We start from the raw sequence: 17,403 nt of genomic DNA, 5'->3' as shown, positions 1-17,403 counted from the left end.
AGAAGAATAGAGATTATTAAACATTTTTCAGAAGAATAGAGATTATTAAACATTTTTGCAAAAGAACAGATAATTTTTAAGCCTTCCCCCAGGGGGGAAGGTGGCGCGAAGCGCCGGATGAGGGGGACAATGCACACCGGAGTTCACGGAGAACTAATTACAATTGAACATCTCAATTTTTCCTATGAAAGGAACCAGCAGGTGTTGTATGATATAAATCTGCATGCCGGTGATGGTGAGAAAATCGGACTCATAGGTGCAAACGGAATAGGAAAATCCACATTGCTAAAGCTTCTTGTGGGACTTTACCTTGATTACGATGGAAAGCTTGAGATTGCGGGACATGCTGTAAATAAAGCTAACCTTAATCATATAAGAGAGCATATAGGATATGTTTTTCAGGACTCTGACAGTCAGCTGTTTATGGCAACTGTAGAAGAGGACGTAGCATTTGGACCAAGGAACTATGGCCTATCGCAGGAAGAAGTTGAGAAACGTGTTACCACAGCTCTTAAAAGAGTCCATATAGAAAATCTTAGAAAAAAGCAAAATTATAAGCTTTCAGGTGGTGAGAAAAAGCTTTCTGCAATCGCTACCATTTTATCAATGGAGCCTGATATAATACTAATGGATGAGCCTTCAATAGCGCTTGATCCCAGAAACAGGCGTAATCTCATTGGGATTCTGGGTGAACTAACCTGTCTGAAAATAGTGGCGTCCCATGATCTGGATTTCATCATGGACACCTGCGACAGAGTAATATTACTTCATGATGGAAGAATTGCAGCAGACGATACTGCAGATGTTATACTAAAAAACAAGGAGCTCCTTGAAGCCCATGGGCTTGAGCTTCCGCTTAGGTATCAGCGGTAATGAAATAAAAAAGCCTATTGGCAGGAGAAGATAGAATAAAAAAGCCTATTGGCAGGAGAAGATAGAATAATAAAGCCTATTGGCAGGAGAAGATAGAATAAAAAAGCCTATTGGCAGGAGAAGATAGAATAATAAAGCCTTCCCCTTTTTAAGGGGAAGGTGTCAGCGAAGCTGACGGATGAGGTTATATGAACAAGCACGAACACACTCACGAGGATGGCGTTATCCACAGCCATGCTCATTATCACTCCCCTGAGGAAAAGAAAAAACAGATAAACAGATTAAGCAAAGCTATAGGACACCTTAATCACGTAAAGACTATGATAGAAGACGATGAAGACTGCGCAGATGTATTGATGCAGTTATCGGCGGTTAATTCTGCTCTTAAAAGCCTTGGGAAAGAAATTATAAACGAGCACATGTCCCACTGCATAGTTCATGCACTCGAGGATGGAGACATGACTGCAGTGGAGGAATTCCAAAAGGCCGTACAAAAATTTATATAAGAGGTTTTATATGACTAAGACAGCACTTATCGCCATGAGTGGTGGCGTTGACAGTAGCGTTGCTGCAGAGCTTATGAAGGAAAAGGGTTTTTCATGCATAGGCTGCACAATGCGATTATATGAAAATGATATGATAGGTGAGGATCTTTTCGGAACCTGCTGCAGTAAGAAGGATACGGATGATGCCCGTGCAGTTACAGAGAAGATAGGAATACCCTATCATATTTTTCATTATGAAAAAGAGTTCATTGATAACGTAATCGAGCCATTTGTATGTAGCTATGAAAAGGGAGAGACACCGAACCCTTGTATAAGATGCAACAAGTATCTGAAGTTCGACATCCTTTATAAAAAGGCAAAGGAACTTAACTGCGAATATATCGTGACAGGTCATTATGCCAGAATTGAAGAGAGGGACGGTCATTTTTATCTGAAAAAAGCAGCAGACCTTAACAAGGATCAAAGCTACGTTCTCTATGATCTTACAGAGGAACAGCTCTCGCATACCATGTTCCCACTTGGAGAATTCACAAAGACAGAGGCCAGACAGATAGCGGAAGACAAAGAGTTTGTTACATCACATAAAAGCGATTCACAGGACATCTGTTTTGTTCCGGATGGTGACTATGCTTCTATGATAAAACGATATCGGGGAAGAGAGTATCCCGGTGGTGACATTGTTGATAAGGATGGTAACATTCTGGGACATCACTACGGAATAATTAATTATACTATCGGACAGCGACGTGGCCTTGGAGTTCCTGCGGACAGACGACTCTACGTCACAAAGCTTGATATAAAGAACAACAGAGTAGTTCTTTCGGATAATGAGGAGCTTTTTGAACGAGAAGTTATAGTAAGAGATTTTCATTGGATTACCGGGGAAATGCCGGAGGGCGACATCAGATGTAGCGCCAAAATCAGGTATAAGCACAAAGAACAACCTGCAACGGTTACGCTTCCTTCCGAAGAAGGGGGTATAGCACGCATACTCTTTGATGAGCCTCAGCGTGCGATTACCGCAGGCCAGTCAGCAGTATTATATGATGGTGATATTGTCCTTGGCGGTGGGATAATACAAAAACAGAATTAAATATAGGTTTTAGACTCGAAAAGGCTCCCGCGGGAGCCTTTTCTGCATAGAAATTTAATACTCTTTTCATAGCAGATTCTTTGAAAATAATCATAGATATAAATTATAATGTAAAAGAAACTATATATAATGATTTGAACTATTAAGTAATCTTTATCATGAAACATGTCACTTACTTATATCTGGGGAAAGTGAGGTATAGCTATGAGGAAAATAAAGAGAGTAGCATCAATAATTGTAAGTATGATGATGGTGACAATTTCATTATCTGCTATGCAGGTTCGTGCGGTGTCTGGAGATTTGTCTTTAGAACAGACTGATGAGCCAATAGCAGATACTACCAGTCTTGCTGCTATCCTGGGTAGCAGTTCGGGAAATGTATACGAAAATTACTTTATGGGACTTAGAGTGATATTGCCTGAATCATTTCAGTTTGCTGATGACAAGACACTTGCTGAAGAAACAGGTAATCCGGAAGCTTACTTAACTGATGGTAAATTTACTGTGCAAAGTGAGAGCGATATTAATGGGCTCATGGTAGCTGAAGCTCATGATAAGGGCAGTAGTGATAATGTAAATATAACCATCACTAATCTAAATGGATACAAACTATCTGAAAAGGAATTGGCAGATATAATTAAAGAACAAACAAGATCGACATATGATGATTTGGGATTAACTACTGCTGAACATGAAGTGAGAGAAGTAGAGTTTGCAGGCGAAAAGCATTATGAAGTTTGGTACACTGGTGAACTTATGGGCTACAATATGTATCAGCGAAGTATTCTAATGATAAAGGATGGATACGCTATGTGCATTGCAATTACTTGCCTGTCACAGGAAACTGTCGACCGGATAGTTGGTGATATAGAAGCAATAGAGTAATAGAAAAGAAGCTTAGGTTATACAATGAAGGAAGATAAAAATGACCTCAACATATCATATCAGAGTTGAGGTCATTTTTTGATGTGTATTTTTAACTAATTCTTGCGAGCTTTTTTCGCGTATTCTTCAAGTTGGGATTGGAGCACAGCGATTTGGGCATCTTTATCGGAAATAGTTTCATTAGCTATATCAAGCTCAGACTTAGTGTTATCAAGCTCAGACTTAGTGGTATCAAGCTCAGACTTAGTGGTATCAAGCTCAGACTTAGTGGTATCAAGCTGAGATTTAGCAGCATCAAGTTCTGATATTGTTGTATCAAGCTCCTCTTGAAGTTCATCAATCATATATTTAACGGTATTGCGATCTAATATCTGCAGCTCCTTTGAGAACATATCCATCACCCTTTCCGTATTGAGGCATAAATCATAAAGGTCTTCATACAAGGGCTTGAACTGTGGATATTCCTGGATAAGATTAGCAATATAATCCGGCTCATCACATCCAAGAAATGTAAGCCACGCTTCAAGTTCGCTCTGTATACCTTCATTATGGAGTTTTTTAATAAAAATATCAACCGGTATAAAAATGAAATTTTGTAGCATATTCAGCTGCAGACCTGTATCTGAAGTGACTTTGAATTTATGTATATAGTTGTCTGAGAAATGCTTGAAATCCGATGGGCTGCTTTCAAGAAAAACAATAGTATATACAGGCGCGACGTCTTTGTAGGTGAATTTTTTCTTCTTTAAACCTTTGACGCGTTTGTATTGACGAAGTAGAAGGTCAGCAGAGTAGCAGGATGAACGCTCACCGGTGAAGGCATAGCCTAGCTTTTGTACTTCAACATTTGCAATAGTGCCATCTTCAAGTTCTACAACTATGTCAGTTATTACCAGTGATGACTCATCTCCAAGTCTGGTATTGTCATTAGGCAGAACCGTTTTGACAGTCACTTTTTTGCCTATTATTTGAGAAAGAAGACTTGATAAGCGTTCAGGATAGTATTCGGCGTTCAGTATTTCTTTGAAGAAGCTGTCGTAAAGCATTTTTGCGCCTTTGTTTCCCGTACAGATGGAAAGGAATTCTTCCCTTTGGTCTTCCTCCCAGCTATTAAAAATATTTAAAAGGACAGGATTGCTATCAATTTCTGAAAGTATCAATTCTCTTGCCCTAATGGATGGGAAGAACTGAGAGAGTTTTGTATGTTCTATATTCAAATAATGTACCTCTTTCTTTTATTTATTTTATCCATGTTGGCCGTTGATTATATGTGCTGCACAAAAATAATGGATTATTCCGAGAGATGAATTCAATCGGAGCATCGAATAGATGCGATATTTTTTTAAACCCAACAGAGCGAATAATAACATGAAAACTAAATGCAAACAAGATATAATATATGATTCGGGTGCAACCTTAAGAAAAACTTAAGAATTACGAGTCACAGAGAAATCATAAATTTCAGCATTATTTTTTCATTAAAATAATGCTTTCTTTACGTGGTTTTAAGATTTGTATGAGAGAATGGATATATGAAAAAGGCATGGGGTAAGGGGCTCTATGCCTTTTGTACTAAAAAACCCTTTTATTATAGTCCCCGGAGGTAGGACGTGCTGGAGATAATCTCTTATTATTGGCCAAGACTGATAGTCGCATTGTTCTTTGCCTGCGTATGCACACGATTTTCATTAAAAAAACGCGAGGGTATAAGCAGGATACTGTGCTTTGCGGCATTTTTCTTTTTATCCTGCACGGTTATATCCATTGCCTCGGAGATTCTTTTGGTTGTTCCGATTAGAAATATACTACTGAGACCAATAATATCAGATCAGATTACGTTTAATGCAGTATATGGATTGGTCAGGATAGTTATTGACCTTTTTATTTACGTAATTCCAAGCTTTCTGTGCGCTAAACTTGTTCATGAAGAACCTCTCATTGTAGGAACAGTTTACATGGAATTTATATTGCAGGACAGATTTGCACAGATTATTTCGTTTTCACCGTTGTCATACATGATTGTTTATATAGCTGAGCAGATTGTACTGGGGCTTATTCATCATAAAGAAATGGATTATATTTTCGGGCATAAGGACTCGGTCAGCTGGAAGCCGGTATTTTACTATAATCTTTCGCTTTTCATAACCATGGACGCATGTTATATCGCATACCTGTTTGTACCGGACATTGGAGCGGGCGGGATATCAATCCCCATCATATGGATAGATGCCCTTGTGATAATGTCCGTATTAGCTGCTGCTGGTTTTTCAAAGCTGAATATAACCTTGTCACAGGAGCAGGAAGATAAAATTGAATACATGCGTAAATTCCAGGATAACCAGACTGATATCATCAGGGATTTTGCAACTATTTCAGAGGCTAAATCCGGCGAAACCGGACAACACGTCAGAAGAGTATCTGAATATACAGCCATTTTGGCAAGAGGAGCTGGCCTAAATGAGCTCGAAGTCTCATATATCAAGGTCGCAGCCATGATGCATGATATAGGAAAACTCATGATCCCCAATGAGATAATTGAAAAGCCCGGAAAGCTTACACCCGAAGAATATGAGACTATTAAGATGCATTCAGGCTATGGAGATTATCTTCTTTCACACAGCAGGGGTGAAATCATGTCGATGGCAAAAACAATAGCTTATGAGCATCATGAGAGATGGGATGGAACCGGTTATCCAAGAGGCCTAAAGGGTGAAGAAATATCTCTCTATGCGAGGATAGTATCTGTTGCAGATGTCTACGATGCGCTTACAAGTGCACGATCCTATAAAGAACCCTGGTCGCCTGAGGAGGCAAAAGCAGAAATAGTTAATCAGAGAGGCGGGCAGTTTGCACCGGAGATTGTTGACGTATTTGTGGCACATTATGACGAAATAGAAGCAATACGAAATAAATATACTGATTCATATGTGGATGAGGACTAAATCTGATAGGTACCATTTTCTCTGATAGAAACATCGAAAACTATAGATCCTTGTTTCTCAGAAGAAATACGGAAAACTATCAGTATCGGAAAGGAGGCTGACATGCGAAGAAGAAATCATTTAGGAACACTAATAATTACTGGTATCGCACTTTTGACGATATCCTTCTTATCAAAATTCGGTATGAAAAGCCTTGCCGGACCTTCTGAAGATGCAGATGGACAGAATGGTAACACGGGGAATGCTCCGTCAACTTATAGCGTCACCGGAAATGACGGACCGACCTTATCTGATTTCGAGTGGTTCCTGAATTCTATGAGCTATGATGCTTTCGAGGGAATCTATTACTATAGTATGAATCCTTTGGCTCAGGAGGTTACTGACAGGAGTAAGCTTGAGGGCACATGGGATATGGTCATCTATCATCATCCGGATCAGACATCATTGGCGCCTGCACCGCTTTTCCTTGGAAAAGAGATAGGAAAACTTTATATAGAAAATGTTGGTGGGGATAACCTGAGAATAAGAATTGAAATTACCGAAGCTATTCCTGACAGACCCGGTGATGCGAATCCTGTTAATGAGAATAATCTTGTGATAAACGGCTTTTGGAATAACAGTGGCATTATAAATGCAAATATAGAGGGCGGTGGAGGGCTGGATATATACAGTTTCTTCACGCTTCCTGACGAAAGGATACATGCCACCGGTAAGATGGATATCATGACAGCTGATAAAAATATATATTGGGCATACCTGGGACTAAATAAGGTTGAAGAGAGACAGCTTCGAGGTGATGCAGGAAATCAGGGGCAGAACCAGAGTGGTCAGGGACCTGCAGGACCGGGAATGGCAAACTCATTAGATTCAGGCCAGGGCTACAACAATACCGGAGCTGGTGGAAGTATTAGCAACGATGAAATAGTCGAACGTGCGAAAAAGCACAGCAGAGCGCCTTTTGCAGAGCTTGACAGTATAGATCCGGACGGGACACTTAATATCCACCTGTATGAACAGACAGGTGGTCATATAGCCACCTGGGACTGGTATTACATTAACCCGAACACACTTAAAGGTACTAATATACTTGGAAATGATATTGATCTAAGTAACGTGTATTGATTTTTCTATAGTTTTTTGGGGAACTTGTTTCCTAAATCTTGTTTTAGGAGGGTTTGGATATGGCTATTTATTGTAACAACTGTGGAACAGAATTACCGGATGGGGCCGCCTTCTGCGATAATTGCGGACAGACTTTGCAGATAATTGCAAAATCAGGAATTCCTGAGATTAAGAATCCATTCAAGAACATATTTGATAAGAAAAAAGAAGAGCCTCCAAAGGAAGATACACCAATGACGGAGGTTTCAAAGGTAGAAGTACCCGAAACACCAATACCTGAACCGCCTAAAGCTGCAGCTCCGGAGCCAATCCCTGCACCATCTGTTTCTGTACCGCAACCTACAGCACCTAAAGCAGAGGAATCTATCCCTGCGCCACAACCTACGACACCTAAGCCGGAGGAACCAATCCCTGCACCTTCAATTCCTGCGCCTGCTATACCTGCCTCTAATTTCCCTGTAATACCTATTGTGATTGCAGCAGTGGCTATCCTTGTTATTGGAATAGGTGTTGGAGCATTTTTCCTGCTAAGAGGTAAAGTCGGTGAAATTGTTGCGGATGGTAAGGAAGTTATAACTGACAAGGAGAAGGCAGAAACAACAACTGAAGCAAAAAAAGGACTTAGCTTGTTTAGTAGTGGCGCCGACGTCACCCAAACAGATGGGGGAAAGATCAAGTGGGATCAAAGAGACACTGAGACTATGGACACCATAAATGTTTCAACGGAGGAAGATCCTCTTCCGGAAAATTATATGGTTGGGACATGGCTTAAATGTTATGAAAATATAGATGACACTCCCAATATGTTCAGAACGCTTTCTGACAATCAGTCAGAATGGAAAACCAACACCGGGGGACGTGTAACTTTTGCTGATGATGGCACTTATATAGCTGAGAGGTGGTACTTGGATAATCCGGATGCAAAGACGACAGTATCAGGGAAGTATTACTTTGATGATTTAAATAATTATGAAGATAATAAATTACAAACTTACGTAATTATACTCTATGCAGAGATAGATGAATATCGTGTAGATCCCGGTGCACCTGAAATCATGGATGAAAGGCTTGAGCGGGGATGGTATGAGACTGGACTTGCGAATGATAAAGCTCTGAAAGATGAACTCCTTTTGACATTTGGCAGTTGGACACCTGAGTATGAGGGTGGTCAGTATTACAGAAAAATAACTAATGAGTACCATCCGGAATTATTTAATGTGGCTGATCTTCAAGTCAATACTAAGAGTAAGATTGAACAGAATAAGAATGCAAATGAGGAGGAAGTCACACTTACTTTAAATAATAGCGGAAGTACAGAAGAAAATGATGGGGATGGGACAGAGGAATCCGGTAACGGAACAGCTTCAATATCCTTTGGTTCTACTGAAGAAGATAAGCAGGAAGAAATTGATATAGCATCTAATAAAGGAACTTCAGATGATTCCACGATTGGTACTACCTCAGATACTAATTCAGGTGGGATTACCTTTGGCGAGTCTAAGGATAACAAGCAGGATGATTCAGCAACCGGTAATTCATCAAGCGGTAACACAGAGACTAACTCACAGAGTTCCATGACCTTTGGAGATGAAAACACAACTGAGGATAGTAGCATTGGAAGCACAACATCTTCAACAACTGACAATACTACAATTTCTACCGATAGTCCTGCCTCAAATGAAGTGACAGAAACGAATAATGGGACCGGTACAGGTAATGGACCCGCCACTAATAATGGAACAGGACCTGCAGCTGATAACAGTGGGGCTAATAATGACTCAAATGTAAACAGCCCTGCAGGTGATGATGCAGCACCTCCATCCAAAGCAATTACAGGTGGAAAATTTGATGTACTTCAGAGTGGTGAGACCATCTACTACATGATGAATGGGCAGCAGGCTCAGGATATGTGGGTTAAGGAGATGGATAAGTATTATTACATAGGATTCGATAAGTGCCTTATGTATAACAACTATGCATCGGACGGATATTATGTCGGAGCTGACGGAGCCTGGGATAAGTACATTCCGAGACTCACCACGACGGATAAACTTCAGACCGGTACCTATGTATATGAAAATGGTTCAGATAGTGTTGCATGGAAATTTACCATGTCACCAAGCGGAACCTATGATGGAACTGCTGAGAGAGTATACAGCTTTGGCTATTCCGAAAACTATGGTGTCATCTATAAAGGAGGCTCCTGTTATATGCTTGAGGGAAATGGAATATATGGCAGTGGACCTCAGATTACGGTTCTTAATGGCGGTGAAAGATTTATTATCACGGACTATGGATATTCGGACAGATTTACTTTAAAGAGGTAAGATTTCTTGTGAAACGGAGGTAGTCACCATGATACGTTATGGAAAGATTATTGCATCATTTTTTATGACAGGCATGATATTGATAACAGGAATGCTCCCTGCAAATGCTTATACCGGAAAACAGGATATGTCAACGGTTATGAGCATAAGCAGCCGTGGTGAAAATGGCACTGACAGTCCACGAATGTATGCAATGAGTGATGGAACCTGGGAGAAAAATCAGGATGGTGTATGGACCTATAAAGACCGTACAAATCAGCTTGTCAGAAACTGCTGGGTGCTGGATGGAGATATGCTGTTTTTTGTAGGATATGATGGCTGCCTTGTAAAGGACAACTATTCCTCTGATGGATTTTACTGTGGTTCGGACGGAGCCTGGGACAGTACGAAGACACAGAGAACCTGGGATGTTAATCCCTATGAAGGAGCCTATGAAGGTGAGGGTAACATCTGGATTTTTAAACTTACTAATACCGATGGATTGCAGAAGGTAAAAATTGCATACATGCAGACAGGTGAAGTTTACATGACCTGCACACTTACTCCGGTGGGACATGGCTGCTATATGGCCTGGCCTGAGTACAGTGATGATGTAACAACACAGATGCTTATTTCGGTCTCTGATGATAAGAATACCGTAAGGATAAGTGCCTGCGGTCAGACTCATGTCTGCACCTATACACCGAACTCTTATTATTATGATCCTCATGATCCATCAGGCGCACAGACCAATAATGGTTATTCCAATGATCAATACGTAAATAATTCTAATAACCAGTACAACAATAATAACCAGTACAACAATAATAACCAGTACAATAATAATCAATACAACACGAATAATCAGTACAATACTAACGATCAGTACAATAACAATTACAACTACAACAACAATTACAATAGCGGATATAGTGACGGCTATAATGATGGCTATAACAGCGGCTACAATAATTCCATACAGCAAAATCAGGCGTATCAGGCAGCTTATGAATTTGTTTTTCCGTATTCAGCAACTAGCCTGCTATCAGATTACGATGCTCAGATTTTGTCGGACTATGAATTAAGGATTGCCATAAACGAAATTTATGCAAGGCATGGCAGAAAATTTAAGGATAAGGAATTACAGAATTATTTTAATAGTACTTCCTGGTATGTAGGAATATACGAACCCGGGGAATTCGATAAGATTCAGGACAGCATACTTAATGATATAGAGAAAAAGAATATAAATGTCCTTGTAAAAGAGAGAAATAGAAGAAAGTAAATATAGCAGAATGTTAGAATAGTCGATTCTTTTGTGGCCTGCTTTGGGGCAGAAAGGATGACCTATGAAAAGGCGGAGAGTTAGTCGTATACATTTATCGCGTATAATTATCACAACGCTTTTGCTGTTGGGTGTGTTTACTGTGGCCAATTTCCGTGGCAGTACATCGGTAGCAAGCTCTACAAAGGAATCGACAGAGGACTACTATGTGTATCTCGCTGAGCAGGCTATGGCAGAGGGTGACCTTACGGCAGCAGATACCTACATTGACTTTCTGTATTCTTCCTGTGGGCAGACAGCACAGGGGACACTTTTATGTGCGCGACTCTGCGTATTAAAAGAGGATTATGTTGGAGCTAAGCTTCTTTATGAAAAACTGGATTCTACCGGAAATTCTTCCGTAATGACAGACACTGAATCAGCGCTTTTATCTAAACTTCAGAATAATGAAGTTATGGATATCTATACCGCTTCTAATTTAGCTTCCCAGATAAAATATTTACAAAGTCAGAATGCTAATCCTGTGGACTATGGGTATACAAGCGAGCAGGTAGACATTGCTAACAAAGTTCTGAACGGCTCACTGGATCCTGTATCGGATATAACACAGGCAGTAAAAGATGATATTACTGAAAAAACAAGTGCTGATGCTCACATTGAGGGGCTTGCTGAAGCTATAGAGGCAGCAAACCTTATAGCAACGGAATACAATAATTACATTGAACAAAACAGCGCAGATACCTATTATCTGAAGAGATATCTTGACAGTTTTGCGGATCTCTATGCCAATAGTAAGGACGCTTTTAAGATATCCAGGGTTGACGAAGCCTATGTGCGCCTTCTTATTATGCTGGGAGAAAGGGAGTCTCTGGCAAAGTATGCGGATGAATCCGGTTCACAGCTGGCACTTGTTGCGGTAGGTCAGATGCTGATAGATCATCATATGAAGAGAAGTGATCTGCCAAAAGGCTTTTCCTCGTTAAATGATGATGAGGTTGAGGCTGTTAATAAGCAGTGCGAAGAAGCGTTGAAAAAGGTTAAGAAGAGAAAAGAAGGAGTTGAACTAAGAAGCTACGAAAACAAAGTAAAGAATGTGGGAAAAGCTTCTGATAATGCTGCTCTGATTGAAATAGAGGAAAGAATAAAACCCGGTAAGGAAGATATTAAGGATCAGAGTCCTCTATACATGGGAAAAGCCGCAATAAATTATGCCCTTGGAAATACTGAAAAGGGTGATAAGTGCATGGATAAAAGTATGGATACCTATCCATATTCGAGCGATGACGGTTATCGTGACGCTTGTCAGGAAATCGGTGCAACCAGGTATGGAGCAGGTGATCCCAATGAGCTTACTGATGTGGGAGAATCCTTAAATAAGGCATATAACAAGAAGGTTCCCCATACTAATCCTGCTGAGCCCAAGGTTGAAGATGAAGAGGAAAAAGAGGAAGAACCTGAGCCGGAGGAAGAGGGAGAATATTTAGATCCTGAGGATCCTGAAAACTTTGAAGAACTGCTTCAGAGAGAGGATGATGCAGATCAGACTACGCAGTTATCTGCTGCGCAGGAGCTGGCATCTGCTTACACGACATGCATAGCAAAGGAAAATGCAGCTCTTAATATCGGTAAAATTGATACATCAAAATTTCCTACAGTATCTTTCAATTTGCAGACATCAGAGCCCATTGACTTAGAGAACCCTCAGCTCGCAATCAATGATTGCAATATAGTAATACAGGACTACACAATCGAGGAAGTTAAGTATGACAAGGCAATCCTGTTTGCTGTTTGTGATAAATCCGGATCGATGGATGGAAGCGAGAAGAGGCTTCGGTCTGCGGTAAGGAGTCTTGCACGCAGTCTCACTGAAAAAGAGAGCATAGGTGTTATTGGTTTCTCTGATGGAGTTGATTTCAATTCACATATACTTGGAAGTCCCAGTGAAGTTATCCCTTATTTGGAGATGCTTAATCCGGGAGGAGGAACGAATATTGCTTCAGGAACATTTGCTGCTTTAAGTGAAGTTGGAAAACATGAAGATACCATTAATGTGGTGATTGTAATGACTGATGGTGAGGATGATTCTTTTAACGGAGATACTCTCAGAAGACTTCGGGATATTACAAGCGATGGACACACTGTCGTTTATACAGTCGGTATGGGAAGCTCTGTAAATGCAGATTACCTTCAGACAGTTGCAAGGGCAGGAAATGGAAGATTTGTATATTCATTCTCGGCATCCGAGCTTAACAATATTTACGACTTTATTCATGCTCAGATGGAAAATAACTATATTGTATCTTTCAAGGCAGTTGATACAAAGAGAAAACACCGTGTATTAACTTGTGCTAACAAAGCTGACGGCTATGCCATGACCAAGGAATATTCGCTTGGAGACGAAGATGACATAGAGGAGAGCGGAGTAGAAGAACAGCCGGAGGATGCTCCTTTTGACTGCACAGGTTTTTCTACAAAGAAGATTTACCGTGAAGTTCAGGATGTGGAAGGCTTCATTCGCGGAAAAGGGTTTGAAAGCTCCATGAGCTGCTTTGTTACGCTTAAAGGAAAATCTTATATCGAAACCTTTGTTGGAAACTATGTGTCTGATGAATCCTTCAGTGTTATGCTTCCGGGCAGAATACCGCCGGGAGAATATGAAGCTTTTATCGCTGTTAACGGAGTAGATTTCAAGGATAAGATTGAGATTTTTGATGGCTGCGAGCAGGTATTCAGATATGGTGCTTACTGCTTCTTCGGAAATCGTGTCATCAGGGATGAGGAGCATGAAAAGGTCACCATTACCGGCGATGTAAGAATGAACGGTTTCCTGTACTTTAACGGTGATGTAGTTATTGAGGGTGATATTAAGGATAATAAAGTGACTATGACAAGTACAGCAGGGAGCTATATCCTGAGCTCAAGGCCACTCCTTGGACTTATGATGCTGCTTGGAAATAAAACTAATGTCGGAAACTGGGATAGGTACACGCTTTATAACGATGAGGTTAACCTGAAAGATTTTGATAAATATAAGGTTGAAACCGTAAGATGGGCAGGTGCCGATTCCTGGAAGGCGGGAGTATTTATTGCTCAGGCACCGGAGTATACATTACGTCCTAATAAATATGAGTTTAAGGCGGGAGAAGTTTGCTGGAATTTTCCGTGTGTAAGTGGTCTGTTCAAGAGACTTACTAAAACCAGGAGTAATCCGAATGGTATAGATAATCCTTTAAAATTCAGTGTGAAGTTTGAAGGTTTTGTTGATAATAGTGGTTTGTTTACTACGGGCGATGTGAGCACAGAAGATCTTACGTTTAGCCTTAAAATGTTTGGCGGAGAATACGGATTAAAGAAGTTTGCCCTGAAATGGGATACATTTAAAGATGATTATGACTGTACCTTACTTATAAATGCTTCGATTTTTAAGAGATTTGGTAATGTCAGTGGCGATGATGGAAAAAATAATTGGGGCTTCCAGATTGAAGCAAAGGGTGGTTACCTGGATAAAGTGAGGGTTTATGCAGATATTCCTTTCGATGTTCCGATAGGTGGAGTACCGGTGGGATTTAACAATATGATGCTGGGAATAGATGACTTAAGCGGACAGGATGACGTAAGGGAATTTTCGCATAGATTATGGGTGGCAAATTTTGTCGGAGGATTGGACATAAGTGTTGGCAGCCTTAAGACAATATCTGCAGGAGCTGCCAGCTGGCTTGGAGATAACCTCTGCATTGTAAAGTTTGAAGAAACAAAACTGGCCATATCTTTTGGAAATGCACAGTTTGCTTTAAATTCACTCATAAAGCTTCTTGGCGAGGTAGAGTGCGGAAAAATCGATTTTGTCATGGGAGTGATTGATTATAAAAGCTATGTCCTCGGGACTAACAGACCGGGAGTATATGGAATGCGTATCGATATACCTATTGGACCTAATATCGAGTTTCCGAGGTTTAAGGTCAAAGGACAGTGGGGATGGAGCATATTGGCGGCTACAGCCGGATGGAGGATTGGCGGAGCGGGAGAAGGCTCTATTGATCTTGATATTATAAAGAAGTGGAGTGGAGAGTGTAAAGGCGCGGTTGAGTATGGCTTTTTGCTAAAAGATAATTACACCGGAACACCATATATTGGATTTAAAGGCGAAAATGGCAGCAAGGAAAAAATAGCCATGAAGGTTATGTTTTCCGGATGGCTTCCGGACGTAAGTTTTGATTAGATGGGGAGATGCGACTATGAGTAAGAATCATATCAGTTTAAAAGGCTTAGGGTTCTTAATTGTATTTGTAATGTGCTGTACTCTTATGCTTTTCTCGATAGATGTATGTGCTGAAGTAAAAGAGAAGAACGTATATTACATGGATAAGGAGGGCGGAACATTCTACATCAGTATGATGTATGAAAAGAGCGATATAAAGCTCGCCCTAAAAGATCCTGATGATAATGAAGTGCAGCTCAATTCTGCAAACGTAGAATATGTGCAGAGTGAAAGTACTGTTTTCATTATTGTGAAAAATGCCAAGAGAGGACAGTGGAAACTTATATACGATAAAGGTTCAAATGACGAACTGCTTGTTCAGGCTTATGCAGAAGAGGAACCCATGGTCATCGATTCGCTGAAGTTCGGCAGTATGGATGCAGATAACAATTTGCCTGTTTCATTCAGAGTAACTCAGCCTGACGGAAGGAATTTTAATTACGAGATCAGAATTGGCACTTATGAAAACATGGATGATTATCGTGTCCTCAAAAAAGGCTATGGATATGAGGGAGAGATAACTGAAACAGAGGTTCCTTTAAAAGACGTCAATACTTATGACAAGTATTATTTTCAGATAATTGCCTATTATGACAGAGATAATATGCGTTATATGGAGACTCTGGTCAGTGATCCTTTTTCCTATACCAATCCTGATGGTGCACCCGATGCAATTGAGGACTTCAAGGTAACGGTGGATATGATCACAAATTCGATTGATGTTGATATATCTGAGTATGTACCTTGGGAGGCTAAAAGTTATTGTATCAATATCAAAGAGGACGGCGCAGAGCAGGATCCTGTAATAGTAATACGATCAGACGGTGGAGATGTAACAAATATACAGCTTAAGGATGGTACAAAGATTGTAGAATGCTCAGTCACTCTGCAAAATGATGCCGGAAGAATATCAGCACCACTTACCAAGACTGTCTACCTGACCGGCAGGCAGGGTCAATTCTGGATGAACCTTCCTGAAAGTGACACTATTAATTCAACGAATTACACAATTTCCTATGAGAATGCTTTAGATCAGGCTGTTTACACGAAGATAGATGATAAGCGTGAGGAAGAAATTGTATTAAATGGTGGTGGGAAACATCTTATACCTGTTGGAGATACATCTGCGCAGCTGCGTATAAGCTATCAGGCTGATGATAATATATGGTACGTGTACGATACGATAGTTACTGTCGATGTGATACCACCTGAATTAAAGATTTATGAAGCACTTAACGGTATTGTAACTGATGATAAAAACATTGTGCTTACAGGTAAAACTGACGCTGATGCAGTACTTACGGTTAACGGAAATGAAACAGAAAAGAACGAAGATGGAAGCTTTTCGCTTGAACTTGATTTGGCTGATGGATTGAACAATTTTGATATTAAATCTACTGACGGAGCTGGTAATATTTCTACCTATGCATTTGCAATTACATATAGTAAGGACGGACAGGCACCGACAGACGTGGACGCAGATCTTGATGATCTGGGAGACGGTAGTAGTAAAGGCAAGGCAGGCGGATTTGGAAAATGGCTGTGGCTTGTAGCGCTCATTTTCATAGTTGCAATGGTGATAACGACTTTCCTTGTTATATTCATCGGGATAAAAAAGCGTACGCTTAATCAAAATATGTTTAGGGGCGGTGTAGTTACCTGCAGTTTTGCAATTGTTGGTTTTATAGCTGATCTTATCTATTACATAACAAGACGCAGTTTTCAGAATTCGGAGAAATATATTGATCTGTCTGCAACCAATATACATGAGGCTTATTCGTATCTTAGTATTACAAGGCTTTCGGGATGGTTGTTAGTGCTTCTTATACTTTTTATATTAGCATCTGCAGGCGTAATCCTGTTTGCAAAACTGTCAGGCAGGAAGCTGGGAATGCCTGGATTTATTAAAAACGCTACAGATAAGGCCACACAGAAGGCAGCTGAGTGGAAGAAACAGAGGGAAGAACCCTGGAATATGCAGACACCTGAGGCTTGGAGTGAGCAGAATCATAATGATTCAACTGAAGGTGATTGGAAAATTTGTAAGCACTGTGGTGCAAAAAATAGAAAGGCTGCAAAGTTCTGTATAAAGTGCGGAAAACCGAGTGATTAAATACCTGAACGCTCCATTAT

11 protein-coding genes are annotated in these 17,403 nt (G+C 40.4%); 10 read left to right on the top strand and 1 reads right to left on the bottom strand.

Annotation, left to right across the window (positions count from 1 at the left end; translation table 11 throughout):
• Window positions 1-117: 117 nt before the first annotated feature.
• The 4 genes from G602_RS0119690 (at window position 118) to G602_RS0119675 (ending at window position 3,357) form a co-directional block, all read left to right on the top strand.
• Entirely contained in the window at window positions 118-873 is a 756-nt protein-coding gene (locus tag G602_RS0119690) for an energy-coupling factor ABC transporter ATP-binding protein (protein ID WP_242835675.1), read from the top strand.
• Between the two features lie 188 nt (window positions 874-1,061).
• Window positions 1,062-1,379: a metal-sensing transcriptional repressor gene (locus tag G602_RS0119685; RefSeq protein WP_026660526.1), complete on the top strand. Its 318-nt coding sequence runs from the start codon at window positions 1,062-1,064 to the stop codon at window positions 1,377-1,379.
• Between the two features lie 10 nt (window positions 1,380-1,389).
• Window positions 1,390-2,472 (top strand): tRNA 2-thiouridine(34) synthase MnmA, encoded by a 1,083-nt coding sequence (mnmA, locus tag G602_RS0119680; RefSeq protein ID WP_026660525.1) that lies wholly within the window; start codon window positions 1,390-1,392, stop codon window positions 2,470-2,472.
• A gap of 204 nt (window positions 2,473-2,676) precedes the next feature.
• On the top strand, window positions 2,677-3,357 hold the full coding sequence (locus tag G602_RS0119675) for a hypothetical protein (protein WP_026660524.1): 681 nt from the start codon (window positions 2,677-2,679) through the stop codon (window positions 3,355-3,357).
• Between the two features lie 95 nt (window positions 3,358-3,452).
• Here G602_RS0119675 and G602_RS27620 read toward each other — a convergent pair whose 3' ends face one another.
• The gene (locus G602_RS27620; protein ID WP_155829993.1) at window positions 3,453-4,574 is read right to left on the bottom strand and encodes a PD-(D/E)XK nuclease family transposase; all 1,122 of its coding nucleotides are present in this window, start codon (window positions 4,572-4,574) and stop codon (window positions 3,453-3,455) included.
• Between the two features lie 393 nt (window positions 4,575-4,967).
• Between G602_RS27620 and G602_RS27615 the strand changes: the two genes are divergently transcribed.
• The 6 genes from G602_RS27615 (at window position 4,968) to G602_RS0119640 (ending at window position 17,383) form a co-directional block, all read left to right on the top strand.
• Entirely contained in the window at window positions 4,968-6,299 is a 1,332-nt protein-coding gene (locus tag G602_RS27615; protein WP_049945351.1) for an HD-GYP domain-containing protein, read from the top strand.
• 102 nt (window positions 6,300-6,401) lie between these two features.
• A complete protein-coding gene (locus G602_RS0119660; protein WP_026660523.1) occupies window positions 6,402-7,421 on the top strand; it encodes a hypothetical protein in 1,020 nt (339 codons plus the stop codon).
• Window positions 7,422-7,480: 59 nt separating this feature from the next.
• Window positions 7,481-9,748: a zinc-ribbon domain-containing protein gene (locus tag G602_RS0119655; RefSeq protein WP_026660521.1), complete on the top strand. Its 2,268-nt coding sequence runs from the start codon at window positions 7,481-7,483 to the stop codon at window positions 9,746-9,748.
• A 28-nt stretch (window positions 9,749-9,776) separates the two neighbouring features.
• A complete protein-coding gene (locus G602_RS0119650; protein WP_026660520.1) occupies window positions 9,777-11,012 on the top strand; it encodes a YARHG domain-containing protein in 1,236 nt (411 codons plus the stop codon).
• 64 nt (window positions 11,013-11,076) lie between these two features.
• On the top strand, window positions 11,077-15,231 hold the full coding sequence (locus G602_RS0119645) for a vWA domain-containing protein (RefSeq protein WP_081676081.1): 4,155 nt from the start codon (window positions 11,077-11,079) through the stop codon (window positions 15,229-15,231).
• A 16-nt stretch (window positions 15,232-15,247) separates the two neighbouring features.
• A complete protein-coding gene (locus G602_RS0119640) occupies window positions 15,248-17,383 on the top strand; it encodes a zinc-ribbon domain-containing protein (RefSeq protein WP_026660518.1) in 2,136 nt (711 codons plus the stop codon).
• The last annotated feature ends 20 nt before the right edge of the window (window positions 17,384-17,403 follow it).

Origin of the sequence: Butyrivibrio sp. AC2005, assembly GCF_000424145.1 — a bacterium.
Classification (GTDB): domain Bacteria; phylum Bacillota; class Clostridia; order Lachnospirales; family Lachnospiraceae; genus Butyrivibrio.
The sequence above is the reverse complement of the archived record's forward strand: the minus strand, read 5'-3'. Positions and strand labels throughout refer to the sequence as shown.